The organism is Turicibacter sp. GALT-G1 (assembly GCF_025594995.1).
Lineage (GTDB): Bacteria > Bacillota_I > Bacilli_A > MOL361 > Turicibacteraceae > Turicibacter > Turicibacter bilis.
Window position 1 is genome coordinate 429 of record NZ_JAMQUS010000039.1, and the last position, 20352, is coordinate 20780.

Sequence of the window (20352 nt, forward strand, 5' to 3'; positions counted from 1 at the left end):
TTACCAAACTCATACACATATCACATACGATACTACTTTAAGAACCCAAATACATAGATTCTCTCTAACATTTTAATCTATGACTTCAAGTCACATGATTAAAAATTGGTATCAAAACAAACTACCCTTGCATACCGCATAAATTTCCGATTAAATTTTACCGATATATCCCCACTTTCGACATAAATTTTCAATCTATTCTATTGATTAAATTCTTTACGTTGCCAGCCATAAAGAATTTAATATAAAATAGTTGATTCTAATCAATTTAATATATCTACTACTTAATCAATAATCATTAATAAAAACAAGATTAAACCTATGGCTTTAAGACGCATATTGAGCTTGAGCTACACCTTGCCGCTTATACTCAACCACTAAAACCATCATATCGTCTTTAATTTTTCCTTTATGTTTACTAACTGTTGCTTGAAGAATATTTTTTGCTATATTTTTGGGGGATTTCCCCATTTGATTTAATATGACTTGTTCTAATTCCTTTATATCTGGATACTGCTCTACAATACCATCGCTACACATGAGTAGCACATCATCTTCTTCTAAACTTAACGTTACATGATCAACCTCTTGATCACTCATGACGCCAACTGGAAGTTGAGCCAAATTAATTAATTCAATTTGATGATTTCGTACAAGAAACGTAGGTGTCGCTCCTTTTTTGTAAAAAGTCGCCCGCTGACGTTCCCGGTCAATCATACAAATATCTAACGAAAAAAATCTTTCGTTCGCATTGGAATGTTGTTTTAATTGCTGTAAGGTTTGAATGGCTGTTTTAATTGGAATATTAAAACTTAGCAAACATTTCAAAATTTTTAAAGCTTCTGAGCTCTCTTTGTGAGCTAGTTCGCCATTTCCCATTCCATCACTAATTGCAATAAACGTTTGACCATTTGTGAAATTCTCATAGATATAACTATCACCTGAAATTTTATTTCCATCTTTCCCAACATAAGAAACCGCATGATCAATTTTAAACATATTAGAGGAATAGACTTTTATTTTAGTTTGTTTGCCCTTCGTTTTCTCAACAATCAATCGAAGTGGTTCATTCGTAATACTTTCAAGTATTGCTTGAATGGACAACAACGTTAATTCCTTCGGGGGCGAATTTATAACTAAATCCATCTTAATGAGTCTAGGATAAAGACTCTTAATCTTAATATCCGAACACCTCACGTGAATTCTTGCTAATTCTTCTTTAATTCGATTAAACTGTAATTCAAAGTCATGACGATCATACATCATCGATTGCATCATATTATCAATAGCTAATCCAATACAATCAAGAATCACATCGACTCTGATTAATTGACCTTTGCCAATAAACGAACGTAGTGATTTCACTAACTGTTGAAAATTCACTAGTTGGTTAAAGAGTTGACTAATCGTATAGATGTTTAATCTATCTCTTGTCTCTCTCTTTGGCTTAGGCGAAAATGTTTGTTTCATTTTCGTTACGAGTTCCATTCTTCTCTCCTCCTAATGACCTTAACTAATTGCTCCCTCCCCCGGGCTCAATTTGTAAGCCTATATTACCATCCGTCTAGTAGAGAATTTGTCACTTTATTGGAAGCATTTAAACTTTCGAAAGACACATTTTTTACATCTTCGGCACATCTATTAAAAAAATTCCAGCCTTTCTACCTCGTTTTACAGCACTCGGCAGTAATTGATGTCAAAACAATTGAAACCTTTTAAGGAAAGATGAATAAAAATTCATTCACCAACATATAATACATGTTTAATCTTTATTAAAATTTTGATGTTGTAGCAAATTGTAGATAAAACAAAAAGGCCAATCTAAATTGATTGACCTTTTTTGCTAACTAGATAACGGCTTTCCCTCGCCATCCACCACGTTTCCATCTAATATAGAAAATCACCGCACGTACACACTCATCAAGTGCCATCGCCATCCAAATTCCTACTAATCCCCAATCTAAAACAATTCCGAACACATAAGAAAGTAACGTTGCTACTCCCCACATCGATAACACACTAATAAAGACTGGATATTGCGTATCACCTGCCGCTTGCATCCCACGAATAATCACAATATTCACTGCACGACCAAGCTCTAAGAAAATTTCAATAAATGTAATCGTCTTTAATAAAGATAAAACATCTGGATTTTTTGTGAAGATTCCAAAAATATGATCACTTAATAAAAAGACACTGGTTGAAATAATTAATGTAATAATCATTGTAGGACGTAAAGTTTTTAAACTACGTTTATACGCAGCATCTTCTTCACGCGCTCCCACTAGGTGACCAATAATAATTTGATTGGCTTGGCCAACAGCTGAAGAATATAAATATGATAGCCATGCAATCATATTCGCATAGACGCGAGCTGTAATGACTGCTGTTCCTAACATATTTACACACATTAAAATAACCATCTGCGAAAAATTGTACATGACACTTTCTCCACCGGCAGGTACACCAATGCGCAATAATTGCTTAAGCGTCTCTTTCGGGAAGGGGCGCAAATATTTTAAATGTAATTCCCCTTCAATACGTTTCGAAAATAAACGATAAACTAAAATTACTCCAATGAAACGACTAAAGACACTAGAAATGGCAATCCCCATAATGCCCATTGAATTTAACAATATGGCGTTGCCAATAATATTTAAGACATTCACGATGACCGAGATATACATCCCCTGCTTCATCAATCCATTACTTCTAAAAATCGCTGAGAAACTCATAAATAGTGCCTGTAAGAAAACTAACCCACCTACAATATTTAAATAAACTTGTGCATCTGCATGTAATTCAACAGGCATCTTCAAGGCATTAAATAAAGCGTCACTTCCAAAGAATAACCCTGCACTAATGATAGCACTAAAAATTAAATTCGTAAAAATTCCAACCGTATAAATCTCTGAGACCTTCTCTTTATTTTTTGAACCTAAATACTGTGTGACCATAATCGTAATAGCCATCGTCACAATACTAAACGTAATCGTTACAAAGTTCATAATCGTATTTACATTTCCGATAGCTGCCACAGCATTTTCAGAATATTGACTCATCATCATCTGATCAACATTTCCAACAAGCATCTGTAAAACAAGCTCGATGAAAATTGGCCATGTTAATTTAAATAACAAGCCTTTATCATTCATATTTAATGTTTGACCCATTTTATTCTCCTTATAATTAACTAAATTTGTGCACCTCAAAAAAGACAACAATGGATTTTAACATCTATCTTGCATAAAGTAAATATTTTTTATTCCCTGAGACTTTCCATCAAAACATCTAAACGCCTCCGAGTATTTCTTTACATAACCAAAAAAACCATCCGAAATTGGATGGTTTTAGAATATATATACTAAACAAGTGTCGCTTAATTAGTTAGAACGACGACGTTGTGTTTTCATGTTCTTTTTAAGAGCCGATTGTTTTTCATCGCTATCTTTTAAGAAATTAGTGATTGCTTTATCTAGGTCTAAAGCTGGACGAGCTGGCTTTTCTGGGCGAGCTGGTTTCATTGAAAGGTTAATTTTCCCTTCTGGTGTCACCTCTTTAACGCGCACAGTTACTTCTTGACCCACGCTGACAACATCTTCAACTTTTTCTACGAATTTTTCAGATAACTCACTAATGTGTACAAGTCCTGATTTTCCATTTTCTAATTCCACAAATGCACCGAACTTCTTCACACTCGTGATTTTACCATTTAACTTTTGACCAGCTGTGATTGACATAAAAATCGACAGTCCTCCTCATAAAATTTTTTATAATTTTAATTTAATTATTCTTGTTCTTTTGGAAGCTTAAATAATATTTCGCCTTCCTCAGATTTGAAATACTTCTCGCGTGCAAGCTTAGCAATATAATCTTCATTTTCAAGTTTGCTTATTTCGTTGCGATAATATTCCTGTTTTGCGATTAACTCATCATATTGTTGTTGGTATGCGGCTAAATTTTCTTTAGCTTCAGTAAGTTTAGCTAGACGTCCTGTGTACATAAAAGCTCCCGCTACGATAAAGAATCCTATTAAAAGACTCATCGTTAAAGCACGACGATAGAGCAATTGTCTTCTTCTTTTTCTATTCTTCTTCTGTATTAAGGTTAGTTTTCTTTTTGCCACGTCGTCTCTCCTTCTTCTTACTTGACATCCATTTTCCCAATTTAGCTAAAGGCGTATAAAATAAAAGCTTTAAGATTCTAAGAAACAACATTATTATATCAGAAACAAGCTTGTAAATAAACATAATGGGTGAAATTACTAAGATATTCACTACTTTTTTTATAAAGTGTGCAATTGTGAATAAACTTTCTCCTAGCATTTCTAGATCACGATGCAGTGGTTGTTTTAAGAACTTAAAGTAAATGATAGCTCCAACAATTAAGAAAATTAAAATGTACAGATGAAAGATACCTTCATTGACATTATATATATAAACAAAAGTGAGGGGCACTTGAATTAACCAATATAAAATAATAATGGCCCATTGCATGTAATAATTAAAGAAAATCTCCTTTACGATGCAAACAAAATCTAATGTCACACCAATAAAAATTCCATACAATAGGACATGAATCATGAATTGAAACTGAACTGATAAACTCATTATTTAAATAATTTGCTAAAGATTCCTTTTGAGTCTTCACCAACCATGCCAAAATCATCATATTCATAACCAGTGATATACCCAATAATCGATAGCTCTCCTTTTTCAAGATCTAGATTTTTAAGCTCTAAATCCATACCCCTCACCGTTAAAATCCCCATTGTTGTGTCAATCGTAAATAACTCGCTATCAAAGCTTAATAACTTCTTAATACCAGTGACATCCATCAATTTACGCTCCTTCATTGACACTTGATGATAACCTAATAGTGTGCTTGGTTTTTGCTTCATATAAGACTCTTTCTCATAAATGTTCATATTCTCTTCCCTCCGTTATCTGTTTTATCACTAGAACTTATGATTGCTCTAATTTAAATATAACTTCGAGTCGAGAAACACATTGTTTCTACCTTATATTTTATGATTTTGCGCTACAACTTGTTCACTAAAACGACTTGATTTCATCATATTTTTATCCCCCTTGTCGTTATCAGGCATCAAGATGACGAATTAATCTTTTTATTAAGTAGCCAATGATTATCTCAAAAAACATAACTAATAGGATCAGCACAATTGTCCAAGCAAAGACAGCTGGCATATTTAAATACGTCTTTTCATAGTTTAATTGTTGGCCAATTCCAACCTGACTTTGTCCCATAACCTCAGCCATGACCATCACTTTAAAAGACAACCCAATAGTAGCCTGAACCCCACTACTCAGTATTTTTAAAAGTTGTGGATAATATAGGGCCTTAAATGTTTCAAAATGAGTGGCTCCAAATAACAAACAAACATCCAACAAATCAGAATCAATATCATTCATGGCTCCCCCTATTAATTCATACAACAGTGGAAAGATAACGAGCGCCATAATCATAATCGGCCCCAAGTCACGACCAAACCAAATCAATAAAATAATCGTCACAGAAATCGTAGGCACCGTGCGTAAAAAGGTCACTATCGGAGACAATAGCAGTCGGATGATTTTAAAATACCCAGAAAACACACCTAGTATCAAACTAATGATAAAAACACAGCTAAACGTCATCATCGTCCTCACTAACGTTGCCCAAATAATACTCACAAAAGAGGAACTAAAAATAATTCGGCATAACTCAGTAAAAATCAACAAGATAGAAGGTAAAATAATAGGTTTATCTACTATCTCGACTGCTAACTCATAACAAACCATTACCCCTACAATAATTAACAGACTATACCGATTCATCACACTTCCTCCCTTATTTAATCTTACAGATGAAAAAGATAACTTATGTTAGATTATCTAAACTCTATGCTATAATGCGCTTGGATTATGAAGTATTGTATAAAAATTATTGAGGTGATTTTTACACTCATCGAAATGTTGTGTGTTTGATGTTTATTAATCATCTTTTTAATATATGTTTACCGCGCTATTAGACTTGGATTTTTTCTACTAAAATAAACATTTCACAAACAAAAATAGGTCATCTGACATAGATGACCTATTTTTTATAGATTTATCATAAAAAAGCACTTAAAGAATACCTTCAAACTGAATTCACAAAAGTGATTCTCTCTAGAATCGACGTTAAGTTAGACAACAGAATAAAGTGTATCTTTAAGTGTTTAATGACAATTACTTGGCAGGTGGTCTTTCCCCTGCTCTCTTTGTCGGCTACCAAACCGAGATTCAAGTAACTATCCTTTATAATATATGCACTTCAAATTAAAATATACTACTTATTTTATTAAATAATAAAAATCATCTTCCGGTAATGCACCGCCTACTGTCTTCGGATCAAATTCATATAGTTTTTCTAAATAAAGTTCAATCTCTTCTTTTGCTTCTTCCGCTGTTTTAAACATTAAATTAGAATTTGGGGCTGATGCTGTAATGATGGGTTCTGGCATCTCAAGTCCTGTCTTAATTGCTTCTTTTGCCATCTCAGCTGGTGACTGATTCGCAAACTTAACGCTTGTTTCTACCTGTGCTAATAAAGGTTCAATGACCTCTGGATGATTTTCAATTAAATCTTTATGCACGAATAGACTCGCTTGTGGATAAGAAGTCACGCCATATAGCTCTCCCCATTGCTCTTGAAAATCAACAACAACGTTCACATTTTCTATTTTTGTTTTTAAAACAGATAATGAGGGCTCAGCAATCACAGCTACATCAATTTCTCCCGCTGCAAACATAGATTGAACATCAGAAACACTTGCTAAATATTCAACCTCGACAGAATCAAGTATTCCTTTTTCGTCTAAAATCGTCTGTAACACAATATCGGGCGTACTTCCTTGACCAAAGGCTGTAATTTTTCTTCCCGCTAAATCATCAAATGTTAACTCCTCATTACTAATTAAATATAAATTCCCCCAAACTAAAGTCGCGACTAATTGATAAGGCAGCTCTTTTTGATAAAGTGTCGCCCCTAAATTTGTTGGTGCGACAATAACCTGTGATGTCTCAGACGTGAAAGCTGCTACTAGCGGATCACTTCCTTGAACATATGGTTGCACGGTATAAGTAACATGATCGCCTAGCTGAGGTGTTGTCGCCACTAAATGAGCGAGTGCCATCGCTGTTGAGCCACTCGGCACTAACATATCAAATGATATAGGATCAAATTGAGGTGTTAATTTTATTTCCTCACCTGAATCATTTGTTTGATTTTGTTCAACGACTTCAGGTGTTGTAGTTAATGGTGTTTCACTCTGCTGATCTTCATTCGCACATCCGACTAATCCTAATATAAAAATAAAAATCGCTAAAAATCTTTTCATCTAAAATTCCTCCCTATGCATTCTGTCTAAGATTATACCTAAGGAATACTTATTTTTCTTTAGGAATCATTAGTCACTTTTCGCACACATGATGCTAAACTTATCCAATCATGTAAGTAATTTAATAAAAATATCGAACCTTATCAAAAATTCAAAAATACCCCATGTAGCATCTCGATAAAATTACCGTTATTTATGTAAAGTTTTTATCTCTATCTATCATTTTGTCGCTTTATGTTAAAAACATCACAACCTCTATATCTCTAGATAAATAGATTTGTTATAATAGGAAAGTATTTTTTATATCATTGAAATAGGTGATTAGTTATCAGTGATTTCAATTGATAATGGCTCCTTCCTTTCTCATGTTGATATCTCATGAGAAATCTTATGGAGTGTTACATATAGAATAAAACGTCATCAGTACAGCTATTAGCTGAAACCTTATTCTAATTGTTTATTTTACAAAAATCCCTTTATAGTGGACTACTATCCGAAATTATAAAACAGAAAGGAAATATATAATGAAAAATAAAAGCTTTTTCGAGCGCGCCTATACTGTCATGGAAATTCGTACAGGATTTGCAACTGGTCTCCCTGTTTTAAGTGGCGGATTATTTGGGGCGTACTTAGCTGGACACTTGAAACTAATTCCACTTCTCTTAATGTTTGTCACTGGATTTTGTCTAAATATCGTGGCAAATGTTTCAAATGAAATTCGTGCTTATCTAAAAAATGAAGAAAATGAGAATACTTTCACTCATCATGCTGGAAGTGAAGGACTCGTACGCGGTGATGCAACGTTCAAAGATAGTATCATTGTCTTACTATTTTTCTTAGGAATCAGTGGATTGTCTGGAATTACCCTTGTTTTAATCACAAATAATTTTAATATTCTAGCGATTGGAATTTTAAGTGTCATTGCCGCTGTTTGCTACTCACTTGGGCCAAAACCTTATATTGTTTATCCAGTTGGTGAGCTTGTTTCAGGACTCTTTGTTGGAGCTATTAGCACCATCGTTTCAGCTTACTTACAAACAGATGTTCTTAACGCCCCGATTATTATCTATTCCATTATTCCAATGATTATGACCATCTTCTTAATGTCAACGAACAATACTTCAGATTATGAAAAAGATAAAGGAACTCGCACGACTTTACCTCATGTCATTGGATTTAGAAATTCAATTAAAATCATTATCCCTGAAGCTTTAATCATGATTGCCGCCTGGCTATCTCTTTACGCTATGGGGAGTATTACCCTCCTTATGCTTGTCACAGGTTTTTTAATTTTCTATTACTACGGATATGTCCGTTGGTATAAAGACTACTATCAAATTAAAGAACACTATCCGACAATGGGGCGTGACTGGGGACCACGTCCATTACTTTTAATTTACAGTTTCAATATCATCTTAGGTTTAGAATTCTTTGCTTACCTATTACTTCAATAAAAAACTATCGATCGATCATCAATTCATTAAAAATAAGGCTGTATCTTTTCGTGATACAGCCTTATTTTGTTAGAAAGAATATGTTTTAGGAGCATTTGCTAAAACGTCAGCAATAACAGCTTTTGCTTCATCTAAATAAAATACTTCGAAGATACGATTATCCCCCAATCATTCAAGAAAATTCTAATCCTGAATAGTTACCTTAACTCTTTACACCAACTTAAGATAACTGTTTTTATTAATAAAAGCATAAAAAAGGTCATCCTCCAATGACCTTTTTTAATTAATCATGGAGTATGACCTCATTTTGATTATTCAAAAATTTCGATTCCTGTTACTTCATCTAAAGATGGACGCTCGATTCGCTCTTCTGAAATAATTTCATACATATAAGCCGCATCTTGTTTTTTCGTTGAATCTTTAATATCTGTGATACGGACTTTTAAAATTTTATTTCCATAGTATAAAGTCAGCTCATCACCAACTTTAACCGTTGAGCTTGATTTTGCGACTTTCCCATTAATCTCAATACGTCCTTTATCAGCCACTTCTTTGGCTAACGTACGACGTTTCACTAAACGAGACACTTTTAAATATTTATCTAAACGCATATAAATCTCCTTTCAAACGTTGAATGCAGTTATCCACAATTTAATTTTCACGCTACAACTCTAGTAAAAAAACGATAACCCCATTATTTAATACCTATTTTAACTCAAACCTTTTATAGCCCGACTAGTTTAGGAAATGCACAAGTTTTTATCATTTAATTTAAATTAAAGTTCAAACTTTGTACTGCCCCATCAGTTGTAGATACCTTCATTTTGTAAAGGATGGGGGTCCAACCCTATTTCATAGGTGGCACATAAATAGTTGTTAAATTATCTAATTTGAAGTTATGGTCTAATTCGTAAAGTTTAACCCATTTTAATTCGGCGATGTTACTTCCCGCTGCTTTAACGATACAAACCTCATACTCATCATCATAAACTTCCATTAAGTCTAACTTTAAATTTGATGCTGTTAATTGGTCAAATACTTGAGGAACAATTAAATGTTGTTTAGGAGCAATCGCTTCATAATCAAAGTCTAATGCATCCATCACTTGTAGCCCTTCAATTGGATCAATGGCAAGTGCAGCAAACATCGGATCTAAGAAACTTTGTCCTCCAATAATTACTGCCTCTGTTTCAGCCACTAAACGTTTCACTGCATATTCAGCCACACAAGGATGACCTGGTGTCGCATAAATTAAATCTCCTTTTTTGGCTTCTTCTTTAATGGTTTCAATAATTTCTTCATAAACAGCCTCAAATGTTTCATGCTTCATATAAACATCGTCAAAGGCACGATACTCAATTTCATTTTCCTCTAAGAAATTAATCATTGGATGTTCTGCTGTTCTTAAAAATAATGGTAAGCCAGATTTTAATTTAGCTACCACGCCTAACGTTAACTGAGACTCATCCCCAGCTCCAAGTCCTACAATGTAAATCATCTCATGATGCCCCTTCCTATCTTCAATCTTATTACTTATCTTGGTCAGAAATTGACCCTTTATTCAATTACAATTCTGCTGGCTTTCTTTTGGTAGCTGTTTGCTTCTTAGCAGGTTTCTTTCGACGTTTGGCCCCTTTAGAAGCGACCTGTGAGGTCATTAAGAAAATTCCCATAATCAGACTATAGACTAACACACCAGCTCCAACTTGAATTGCCAATGAAATAACATTATATACACGTACATCATCTAATCCAGATAAAATATTCGGAATCTGTGGTTCTAAATATGCTAATACTAGCCAAAGCCCAGCTGTTGAAAAGCTTACTTTTAATAAATTAAAGAATGACTTCTTATACATCATCTTTCTAAACTGGCATAAATTTATCAGTGCCATCATTGCCAGTGAAGCAACTGATGCAATAGCTGTTCCACAAATACCTAAACTTTGAGTTAATGGTCCTGTCAATACGACTTTAACTAGTACACCTCCCAAAACAGCTGCTAATAATTTCGAATATTGTTCTTCCTGCTGCATAATGGCTGTGCATAAGAAAATAAATGGATAAAATAAAACCTGTAATGTTAATAACTTCAATGCTCCAATCCCATTTGAATCTTTAAATAACGCAATATTTAGCTCATCTACGACACTAAACAACCCCACGCAAGCTGGGATTGATAATGCAATGACCATAAATAATGAAGCATTAAACACCTTTTTACGTTCCTTCGAATCTCTTACTCCTGCCATTTGTGGAACAGTTGATGAGACAATCGCACTCGTAAAGACAGTCGCTGTCTGAATAATTGGTAATCCTCGATCAAAACTCCCTTTAAGTGACATGGCTTCTAATGCAGGCACCCCACTATTAACAAGTGAATTAAACACAAAGAAACTATCGATTAATTGGAAAATAATTAAGATTCCTGCACTTAAGAATAAATAAACACTTTTCTTAAAGAAATGCGGGCGATGGGTCATCTTTAAATAAATCCTTGGACTATCGTCCAACTTTTTAATCATTAAATAAGCAATTGCAAGTAATGGACCAAAGAGCCCACCTAAATACGCAAAATAAGCTAACTTATAAACATTTTGTCCTTGAACCATCACTAAAGCAACAATAATCGCCATCACTCGGATCAGCTGCTCAATGGTTGAAGAATAGCCCACAACATGAATCGTTTCTGCCCTCGTTTGAGCAACTCCTCGCCAATAAGAAATAGTAGGAATTAGTAAGAACGCTAAACCAACCATCCGAATCGGCCAACTCAATTGCATATCGCCCATCGTATAAGCAATCAAATGGCTACCTAGAAATAATCCTATAAATGACACAAGACCAAAAATCCATAATGAATTTTTAATATACCGCTTAATATCCTCACTATATTGATACGTTAATAATAATTCCGCAATAATCGTTGGTAATACCACTCCATTTAATGTCGTATAAATCCCGATTAAAGGATAAACTTGTTGAAAAACGTATAATCCTTCATCACCTGAAATATTTTGATACGGCACTTTATACAGCAAACTTAATAGCTTAACAAAAAAAGCCGTGATTGTTAAAATCATCGTCCCTTTCATCCAACCCGATTTCATAACATCTAAGCCTCCCTAGCTTTCACTCTATTCAAATTAATATTATATCATCAAAACAGGCAACAATAAAAAAAAGGTCAAATCATTTCATAAAAAAATCAAATTTTTTTATATAAAAGAAATAAATCCGTCCATTTTTCCTTTTGATAAAAAAGATTAAAAAAGTTATAATAAAAAGGTTATACAAAAACATTTAACACAAACTATGTTTAGCTTTTTTATAGAGGTGATATCACATGAGAATGACAGGAGACAGTCCATTATGGACTAAAAACATCGAAGAAGGAACAACGTATCCTCCTCTATCACAAGACATTAAAACTGACATTGTTATCGTCGGTGGTGGAACAACAGGAGCGCTAACAGCTCATTATTTTATGAAACAAGGCCTAAACTGTGTCTTAGTTGAAAAAAATCAAATTGCACACCAATCAACTGCAGCTTCAACTGCCATTTTACAATATGAAATCGATTTAGGGTTAAATCGATTAATGTCGATGGTTGGTGAACAGAATGCACAACATGCGTTTCTATTTGGTTATCAAGCAGTCATGGAAATGAGCCAAATCGTCAAAGAAATCAACAGTAACTGTGACTTTACCTTCAAACCATGCTTCCTTTATACACAAGATCCTCGTAAAGTAGACTATATGGCGGATGAATGTAAATCACGTCAGGCGATCGGAATTCATTGCGAACTGTTTACATCAGAAACACACCAAAATGAATTTAGCTTCAACTTCGAAGTAGGTGTCTATTCACATTACGGAGCAGCCATCATTAACCCTGTTCAATTTACACGTGATTTAATTGATTACAATGTAAAAAAAGGACTGCAAGTGTTTGAAAATACAAATATCGTTGACTATAACTTATCCTCACGTCAAAGTGTCTTAATAACAGAGCAGGAATTCACCATTACAGCTGATAAAGTGATTATCTGTACAGGATATGATGCATTAGAATGGTTCAAACATGAAAAGCCATTCTATACACTTAGCCGCAGTTTTGCTGTTTTAACGAAACCTGTGGAAAACTTCCACGGATGGAAAGAAGCGTGTATCATTCGTGATGATCAAGACCCATACACTTATATTCGTCCAACCTTAAGTAACTCGATTATTATCGGTGGAGAAGATTTAGAAATAGATGACTTAGATGGTGAAGTAGCAAACATGGGAGATCGCCACCCATTAGCCTTACAACAATATCATCAATTACTACGTCGCGTGCGCCGTATGTTCCCGCAAATCGAAAATATTAAAACAGATTGCTGGTTCCACGGATTATTCGTAGATACAAAAGATGGACTTCCATTCATCGGGAAACACCCAGATTATCCAGGCGCTTACTTCAACCTTGGATACGGATCAAATGGGATGCTTTACTCTTTAATCGGAGCTAAATTAATTTCTCAAGACGTAGCTGGGAAAAATCCAAAAGAACTAGAAATCTTCAAATTCAATCGTTACTAAAAAAGAGCGGACCATTCGGCTCTTTTTTTCATACTCCTAACTTTCCCATCATAAACTTTCAAGACTAGAGCTTTATGAGAAGGGAGGAAGTCATCTTGGCGTGTCCAAACTATCATCATAATCAAAGCGATTCTAATCCAAACTGTCCACAATCAGCGCCTAAACAAAAGGACGATGCTACCTCTAAAAAAAGCATCGCCTATAAAAGATTCTTTCGAAGTTTTTCTTTCATCACGATAGGGATTGTTCTTCTATGTATTATCTACATCTTTATTTATTTTGTCTTCTCTTCACCAGAAATTACTTTCATTAAAAATCAAGTCATTGAATCTTATGAAGAACAAAGCATCGGAGAAGCCCTGGATGAGTTTTTCTATCATCCAACTTGGGAGCTAATTGAAGAAAATACAGTCAAATTTAACGGTGAAGCGTATTTTGGAGAGGATGAAGCACTGTTTACGATTCAATTTAAAGTTAATTTAGAAACTGAACAATTTGATATTACTTCCTACTCTATCAATGGTGAATCCCAAACATTTGATCAATTCATTCGATTATTAGATACTATTTATGAAAGATAGACATTCAACAAAAGAACTTCTATTCCTTTGAACCTCTGAAAAGAAAAACAAAAGAATCGATTAATCCGATTGTGACGAAACTAATCCACTTTCTAACTCTAGAAACAATATCTTATCCCCAAAAGAGCATAATGATGCAGTGAAAAAAAGAAACCTCAATCAAACCCCAATATTTATCACTAGGTTTACTTATTGAATCCATCATTATTCCAAAAATAGCAAAAAGCACAATTGGTAGTCATAACAGAAACAACTATCTTTTCATCACTAAAAAGAAAACTAAATCTAATAGAAAAAGGGACGAGGTCCCTTTTTTCATGTTATCATAACATTAACTCAACGACGAAGGAGACATAGCCCTGATGAAACTAGAAACCGAAAACTTAATTCTTTATCCCCTGACTAAATCACTCATTCAACAAATTTTAAATGATGAAGTGACGGACTACTCAACAAAAGAATGGCTAACAGAAGATAACCGTACACTTTTAACGTGGATGTACGAAGAACTTTACGCCTTCATCCCACCAAAAATCGGCTTCACTTCATGGATTTTCATTGAAAAATTAACTAACCAAGTCATTGGTGATGGTGGATATAAAGGAAATCCTGATACACGTGGTCAAATTGAAATTGGATATGAAATCATCGAATCTAAACGTCAAAAAGGCTACGCGACAGAGGCCATCGAAGCGCTTCTAGAGTGGACTCTGACTCAAGATGAAGTCAAATCAATTATTGCTAAATGCCACTACAAAAACATCCCTTCCCAAAGCTTACTTGATAAACTTGGTTTCAAATTAATTGGTGAAGAGGATGAAATGGACCTTTATCAAATTAAATTAGAAGACAATTCATTTTTAAGTATTAGTAAATACGTTATGACAGGAATAATTACTGCATGTCTAATTATTCCAATCGCTAAAGTAGTCAAACATATCAAAAAATCGAAATAATCAACTGTATTAAAAAACCACTCGACGATTAACGTACGAGTGGTTTTATTTTTAATCTTTTAAAATATGATTAATGACACGCTTGGCATTTACATGGGTAATCCCATCAATATCCATACTACTATATCCTCGATTAACGAGTTCATCAATCACATTATTTGCTGAGGATGCACTTTGACAATCGATTAAGTTCGATTCTAAATGACCATCTCCTAAGTAATTCATAAAATCAAATCCAAGTGCAATATGTCGTGTACCAACTAACTCTCGCAGATAATCAATATGATCAACAAGGGATTCCACATCCGGCTTTAATTGATTCGTAAAATGCGGTACTGCCGTCACGCCAATAACACCATCTACCAAAGCAATTTCTTTAATTTGCTCATCCGTTAAATTTCTTGGATGAGGAGTAATTGAGTAACAATTCGAATGAGAGGCAATGACAGGTTCTTTTGTTACCGATAAAATATCCTCAAACGTTTGAATACTAGCATGAGAAACATCAATCACCATTCCAAGCTCATTCATCTTTTGAATTAACTCACATCCTAATAGTGATAAACCTGTCCCATCCTTACAACCAATCCCAGTTGCAAATTGATTCTTTTCATTCCAAGTTAACATCGCATGTCTAAATCCTTTTTCATAAATTTCAACTAAATGATCGATATCTCGAAGCGATGCCAAACTTTCAAGTCCTAAAATCACATTGACTTTATGATCAGCCCAATCCCCTTTGGCGGTTACCACTTGAACATCGGGTGACTCTTCTAGTTCCTCTATAATATAATGAATTGCTTGATCAAAATTATTATGTAATAGCTGATTAACATCAGTATAGTACGTCCAAATTCCCCCAGTCACATTCCCTTCTAATAATTCAGGAATATGATATGACTCAACAATACCACGTTGTCCTCTTAAACGCTTCTCAACAATATTATATAAAATATCCGTGTGCGTATCGAAAATCAAAGGTTTCCCCTCCTTATAAACACAATCAGATTTGCATCTAATTACTACCTATTATAGCTTATCTCGATTCAAAAAAGAGCAAATATTTTTCCCTTTTTTCCGACAAAAGAAGTGTAAAAATATTAAAAAAGCCTACGAAATTTAATTCATAGGCTTCTCTTTCTTTAAGCTTCTTCTTCTTGATTAAATTGGCTATTATATAAATCAGCATAGAATCCATTTTGAGCCATTAATGTCTCATGATTTCCTGTTTCAATAACATCTCCATCTTTCATTACTAAGATAACATCAGCTTCACGAATCGTTGATAAACGGTGAGCAATAACGAAGCTTGTACGACCTTTCATTAAGGTCTTCATCGCATTTTGAATTTGTAACTCTGTACGTGTATCAACACTACTTGTTGCCTCATCTAAAATCATAATTTCAGGATCAGCTAGTAGTGCACGAGCAATCGTTAATAACTGTTTTTGACCTTGAGAAATATTTGAGACTTCTTCATTTAAAATCGTATCATATCCTTCTGGTAAAACACGAATAAAGTGATCAGCATGAGCTGCTTTAGCTGCCGCAATAATTTCTTCTTCTGTCGCATTCTTTTTACCATAAGCAATATTATCGCGAATTGTTCCATTAAATAACCATGTATCTTGTAAAACCATACCGAATTTTTTACGTAAATCAGCACGATTCATCTCTGTAATATCAACATCATCCACTAAGATACGTCCACCATTCAATTCATAGAAACGAAGTAATAAATTAACTAATGTCGTCTTACCTGCACCAGTTGGCCCAACAATAGCGACCATTTGTCCTGGTTCAGCTTTAATATTCATATCATTAATTAAAATACGATCTTCGCGATAACCAAACTTAACATGTTCAAACTCAACAGCTCCACAATCAGCTTTTGCTTTAACCGGATTTACTGGTTCTGGAATCACTTCTTCTTCATCTAATAATTCAAATACACGCTCTGCTGATGCAACTGTTGACTGAATAATATTTGAAATTTGAGCTACCTGTGCAATGGGTTGAGTAAATTGACGGTTATATTGAATAAACGCTTGAATATCTCCGACAGTAATACGTCCTTTCGTTACTAAAACCCCACCTACAACAGCAACAAGAACATAGCCTAAATTTCCAATAAAATTAATAATTGGCATTACTAATCCAGATAAAAACTGAGCTCGCCACCCTACATCATAAAGCCCTTCATTAACTTCATCAAATTCATTAATCGCTTTTTTCTCATGACCAAATGCTTTAACCACATTATGTCCCGTATACATTTCTTCAATATGACCGTTTAATTCACCTAATTTCTTTTGTTGACCAATGAAATATTTTTGTGAACGTTTAACGACCATCATCATTAAAATCCCAGATAACGGAATGACGATGATTGAAATTAATGTTAAAATCGGGCTAATCGTTAACATCATAATTAAAACCCCAACCACCGTAGTGACTGATGTAATAACTTGAGTAATCGACTGTTGCAAAGTTGCACTAATATTATCAACATCATTTGTAAATCGGCTTAATAATTCTCCATGTGTATGTGAATCGAAAAATTTTAATGGTAATCTTGCCAATTTTTCATCAATATCACGACGTAAATCATAGACAACCTTCTGAGAAACTCCTGCCATAATAAATTGTTGTAAATAACTAAAAGCTGCACTTAAAACATATAAAGCAATTAAAATTACAACAATATTCCAAATATATGAAAAATCAATTGGCGATGGAGTTGGATTTCCTCCTACAAGCTCTAAAATTGGACGTATTAACTCATCTGTAATCTTAGCCATAATTTTTGGAGAAATAATTGAGAAAATAACACTCGTAATAGCTGCAATAGCAACTACTACTAAACCAACACGATATGGTTTTAAATATTTACTTAAGCGAACTAACGTCCCTTTAAAATCTTTTGCTTTTTGATTACCCGCATGTGGGCCATGTCCCATAGGTCCAGCCATAATTATTCCTCCTCTCCTTTTTTAAGTTGAGATTCGACGATTTGTTGATAAATCTCATTTGTTTGTAATAACTCCTCATGTGTTCCCATACCAACTACATGTCCTTCATCCATTACTAAAATACGTGTTGCGTCCATAACTGTACTTACACGCTGAGCCACAATAATAACCGTTGAATCCTTTGTTTCCTTCTTTAACGCTGCACGTAATTGAGCGTCAGTTTTAAAATCTAAAGCTGAAAAACTATCATCGAATAAATAAATTTCCGGCTTACGAACAATCGCACGAGCAATTGATAAACGCTGTTTTTGTCCACCTGATACATTTGTTCCTCCTTGTGAAATTGGTGACTCAATTCCCTCTTTCATTTTAGAAACAAAATCTGTTGCCTGTGCAATATCTAAAGCATGACGAACTTCTTCGTCCGTCGCATCTTCTTTACCATATAAGATATTATCTCGAATAGTTCCTGTAAATAACACAGCTTTTTGAGGAACATACCCAATTTTTGAACGCAACTCTTGTTGATTTATGTGACGAACATTAACACCATCAACTAATACTTCACCTTTAGCCGCATCATAAAAGCGTGGAATCATATTTAAAATTGACGATTTACCTGATCCAGTTCCACCAATAATCGCTGTCACTTCACCCGGCTTAGCAACAAACGAAATATTTGAAATTGCATATTCTTCTGCACCCTCATAACCAAATGAGACATTTTTAAATTCAACATAACCTTTTAACTGAGGTTGAATAGCTTCTTTAGGCTCTTGAATCGGAGATTTCATCTCTAAAACTTCATTAATACGAACAGCCGATGCTTGAGCACGTGGAATTAAAACGAACATCATCGTTAACATTAATAATGAGAACATCACTTGCGTTAAATATTGAATAAAGGCCATTAAATCCCCAACCATTAAGTCTCCATCATTAATTCGAATTCCACCAAACCAGATAACAGCAATAATTGATAAATTTAAAATTAACATCATTAATGGCATTAAAGCTCCCATTAAACGGTTAGCCATTGTAGCAATTCGAGATACTTCTAAACTAGCCTGATTGAAACGTTCCTGTTCTGCCTCTACCTTATTAAACACACGAATTACACGGATTCCTGTTAAATTTTCACGGACAACTAAATTTAATTTATCAATTTTATTTTGCATCTTTTGGAACATTGGTAGGGTAAACTTGGCGATAATAGCAATTGTTACGATGATAATTGGAATCACCACTAAAATAACTTTTGATAATTCCACGTCTTTACCAAGTGCCATAATCAATGCACCAACAATCATTAATGGTGCACTTAACATCATACGCATCATCATAATAACAACCATTTGAACTTGGTTAATATCATTTGTTGTACGCGTAATTAAAGACGCTGTACCCACCTCATTAATTTCAGTTAATGAAAATGATTCAACTTTTTCAAAAACTTTCTTTCTTAAATCACGACTAAATCCCATCCCGATTTTTGATGAAAGATAACTCGTTAAAATGGTACACACTGTCCCTAATAAAGCCACTAATAACATGACACCACCGCGTCCAAGAATATAGGAAACATCTCCTTGAACAATTCCAGTATCAACAATATCTGACATTAAATCTGGTAACTCTAGGTCCGTCATAGTCGAAATAAACACTAGGACTAAAACACCGATGACTAACGTCCAATAAGGTTTTAATCCTTTAAATAACTTTAACATGTCTATCTATTCCTCCCTTAATCACTAAAATTCGCTATTAATTTACTGAAAATAGCTCTTGTCTGCTCTAATTCTTCTTTTGAAAAATTTCCGAAAGATCTAAGATTTAGTTCTTTAAAAATTTGATTCACAATTTTAGCCTGACTTTTACCCTTTTCAGTTAAATAAACATGCGTCACTCGTTGATCAGCTTCACTACGTCGACGTTCAATCACTTCATCACGCTCCATACGTTTTAACATAGCACTAATTGTCGCTGCTGTCACACCTAGTTTTTGAGCTAGTTCAACTTGTGTTGATCCTTCACATTGAGATAAAGCATGAACAATCCCAGGTTGTGCTCGGCACAATCCCTCTTCCTCTAATCTTCGTTGAGCGATTGACATTTGACTTCTTATCAAATGACCAAACATAATAGCTACCTCATTGATTTCTTGACTATTCAACACAACTCACCTCACATTAAACTAAAACTATCTTACGACACTCATAATAATTAGTCAACTAACTATTAGTTAACTAATTATTTTATACAATTCTTCCACAAAAGATAGCAATTTCAATTTATAAAACTTAAACAGCGACACCCTTTAACCAAATACGGATCATACATGTTATAGTACCTACTCCTTCTTATATAGTTAGTGTGAAACAGAAATAAAAAATTAAGCATTAAAAAAAATCGAGTAGGAGATA

The 20352-nt window shown here is 34.1% G+C and carries 19 protein-coding genes; 4 read left to right on the top strand and 15 right to left on the bottom strand.

Features of this window, described 5'->3' with window-relative positions:
* Window positions 1-327 precede the first annotated feature (327 nt).
* From NEH74_RS07265 to NEH74_RS07300, 8 genes are all read right to left on the bottom strand, one after another.
* Window positions 328-1488 carry a SpoIIE family protein phosphatase gene (locus NEH74_RS07265; protein ID WP_055277018.1) on the bottom strand — a complete coding sequence of 387 codons (1161 nt, stop codon included), beginning with the start codon at window positions 1486-1488 and terminating at the stop codon, window positions 328-330.
* 359 nt (window positions 1489-1847) lie between these two features.
* Entirely contained in the window at window positions 1848-3224 is a 1377-nt protein-coding gene (locus NEH74_RS07270; protein WP_411040483.1) for an MATE family efflux transporter, read from the bottom strand.
* A gap of 159 nt (window positions 3225-3383) precedes the next feature.
* Window positions 3384-3740, bottom strand: coding sequence for a S1 RNA-binding domain-containing protein (locus NEH74_RS07275; RefSeq protein WP_055243898.1), 357 nt, complete (start codon window positions 3738-3740; stop codon window positions 3384-3386).
* Window positions 3741-3787: 47 nt separating this feature from the next.
* Window positions 3788-4126 (bottom strand): FtsB family cell division protein, encoded by a 339-nt coding sequence (locus NEH74_RS07280; protein ID WP_055243899.1) that lies wholly within the window; start codon window positions 4124-4126, stop codon window positions 3788-3790.
* Window positions 4086-4610, bottom strand: a complete 525-nt coding sequence (gene yabQ, locus NEH74_RS07285) for a spore cortex biosynthesis protein YabQ (RefSeq protein ID WP_055243901.1) — start codon at window positions 4608-4610, stop codon at window positions 4086-4088. Before yabQ ends, NEH74_RS07280 begins: the two co-directional genes overlap by 41 nt.
* The gene (gene yabP / locus NEH74_RS07290; RefSeq protein WP_055243903.1) at window positions 4610-4927 is read right to left on the bottom strand and encodes a sporulation protein YabP; all 318 of its coding nucleotides are present in this window, start codon (window positions 4925-4927) and stop codon (window positions 4610-4612) included. The genes yabQ and yabP overlap by 1 nt, the downstream gene beginning before the upstream one ends.
* A 172-nt stretch (window positions 4928-5099) precedes the next feature.
* On the bottom strand, window positions 5100-5837 hold the full coding sequence (locus tag NEH74_RS07295) for an ABC transporter permease (RefSeq protein ID WP_055305031.1): 738 nt from the start codon (window positions 5835-5837) through the stop codon (window positions 5100-5102).
* 497 nt (window positions 5838-6334) lie between these two features.
* Window positions 6335-7381, bottom strand: coding sequence for an ABC transporter substrate-binding protein (locus tag NEH74_RS07300; protein WP_055305865.1), 1047 nt, complete (start codon window positions 7379-7381; stop codon window positions 6335-6337).
* 524 nt (window positions 7382-7905) lie between these two features.
* Between NEH74_RS07300 and NEH74_RS07305 the strand changes: the two genes are divergently transcribed.
* Complete coding sequence (locus NEH74_RS07305) at window positions 7906-8835, top strand: prenyltransferase (RefSeq protein WP_055243908.1); 930 nt, start codon at window positions 7906-7908, stop codon at window positions 8833-8835.
* Window positions 8836-9146: 311 nt separating this feature from the next.
* Here NEH74_RS07305 and NEH74_RS07310 read toward each other — a convergent pair whose 3' ends face one another.
* The 3 genes from NEH74_RS07310 to NEH74_RS07320 form a co-directional block, all read right to left on the bottom strand.
* Window positions 9147-9446 carry an RNA-binding S4 domain-containing protein gene (locus tag NEH74_RS07310; protein WP_055243911.1) on the bottom strand — a complete coding sequence of 100 codons (300 nt, stop codon included), beginning with the start codon at window positions 9444-9446 and terminating at the stop codon, window positions 9147-9149.
* Between the two features lie 236 nt (window positions 9447-9682).
* Window positions 9683-10333 (bottom strand): SAM-dependent methyltransferase, encoded by a 651-nt coding sequence (locus NEH74_RS07315; RefSeq protein WP_055243913.1) that lies wholly within the window; start codon window positions 10331-10333, stop codon window positions 9683-9685.
* A gap of 67 nt (window positions 10334-10400) precedes the next feature.
* Window positions 10401-11945 carry an oligosaccharide flippase family protein gene (locus NEH74_RS07320; RefSeq protein WP_055243915.1) on the bottom strand — a complete coding sequence of 515 codons (1545 nt, stop codon included), beginning with the start codon at window positions 11943-11945 and terminating at the stop codon, window positions 10401-10403.
* Window positions 11946-12181: 236 nt separating this feature from the next.
* Here NEH74_RS07320 and NEH74_RS07325 point away from each other — a divergent pair, with 236 nt between their 5' ends.
* The 3 genes from NEH74_RS07325 to NEH74_RS07335 all read left to right on the top strand — a co-directional run bounded on the left by NEH74_RS07325 (window position 12182) and on the right by NEH74_RS07335 (window position 14957).
* On the top strand, window positions 12182-13420 hold the full coding sequence (locus NEH74_RS07325; protein ID WP_055243917.1) for an NAD(P)/FAD-dependent oxidoreductase: 1239 nt from the start codon (window positions 12182-12184) through the stop codon (window positions 13418-13420).
* A gap of 95 nt (window positions 13421-13515) precedes the next feature.
* Complete coding sequence (locus NEH74_RS07330; protein ID WP_055243918.1) at window positions 13516-14001, top strand: hypothetical protein; 486 nt, start codon at window positions 13516-13518, stop codon at window positions 13999-14001.
* 362 nt (window positions 14002-14363) lie between these two features.
* Window positions 14364-14957 carry a GNAT family N-acetyltransferase gene (locus NEH74_RS07335; RefSeq protein ID WP_055305866.1) on the top strand — a complete coding sequence of 198 codons (594 nt, stop codon included), beginning with the start codon at window positions 14364-14366 and terminating at the stop codon, window positions 14955-14957.
* Window positions 14958-15008: 51 nt separating this feature from the next.
* On the opposite strand, the gene NEH74_RS07340 is transcribed toward NEH74_RS07335, so the two are convergent.
* From NEH74_RS07340 to NEH74_RS07355, 4 genes are all read right to left on the bottom strand, one after another.
* Window positions 15009-15935, bottom strand: coding sequence for a dipeptidase (locus NEH74_RS07340; RefSeq protein ID WP_055243922.1), 927 nt, complete (start codon window positions 15933-15935; stop codon window positions 15009-15011).
* Window positions 15936-16099: 164 nt separating this feature from the next.
* Window positions 16100-17929, bottom strand: coding sequence for an ABC transporter ATP-binding protein (locus tag NEH74_RS07345; RefSeq protein ID WP_055305867.1), 1830 nt, complete (start codon window positions 17927-17929; stop codon window positions 16100-16102).
* Between the two features lie 2 nt (window positions 17930-17931).
* The gene (locus NEH74_RS07350) at window positions 17932-19656 is read right to left on the bottom strand and encodes an ABC transporter ATP-binding protein (RefSeq protein WP_055305868.1); all 1725 of its coding nucleotides are present in this window, start codon (window positions 19654-19656) and stop codon (window positions 17932-17934) included.
* A 17-nt stretch (window positions 19657-19673) separates the two neighbouring features.
* Complete coding sequence (locus tag NEH74_RS07355) at window positions 19674-20105, bottom strand: MarR family winged helix-turn-helix transcriptional regulator (protein ID WP_238581306.1); 432 nt, start codon at window positions 20103-20105, stop codon at window positions 19674-19676.
* Window positions 20106-20352 lie beyond the last annotated feature (247 nt).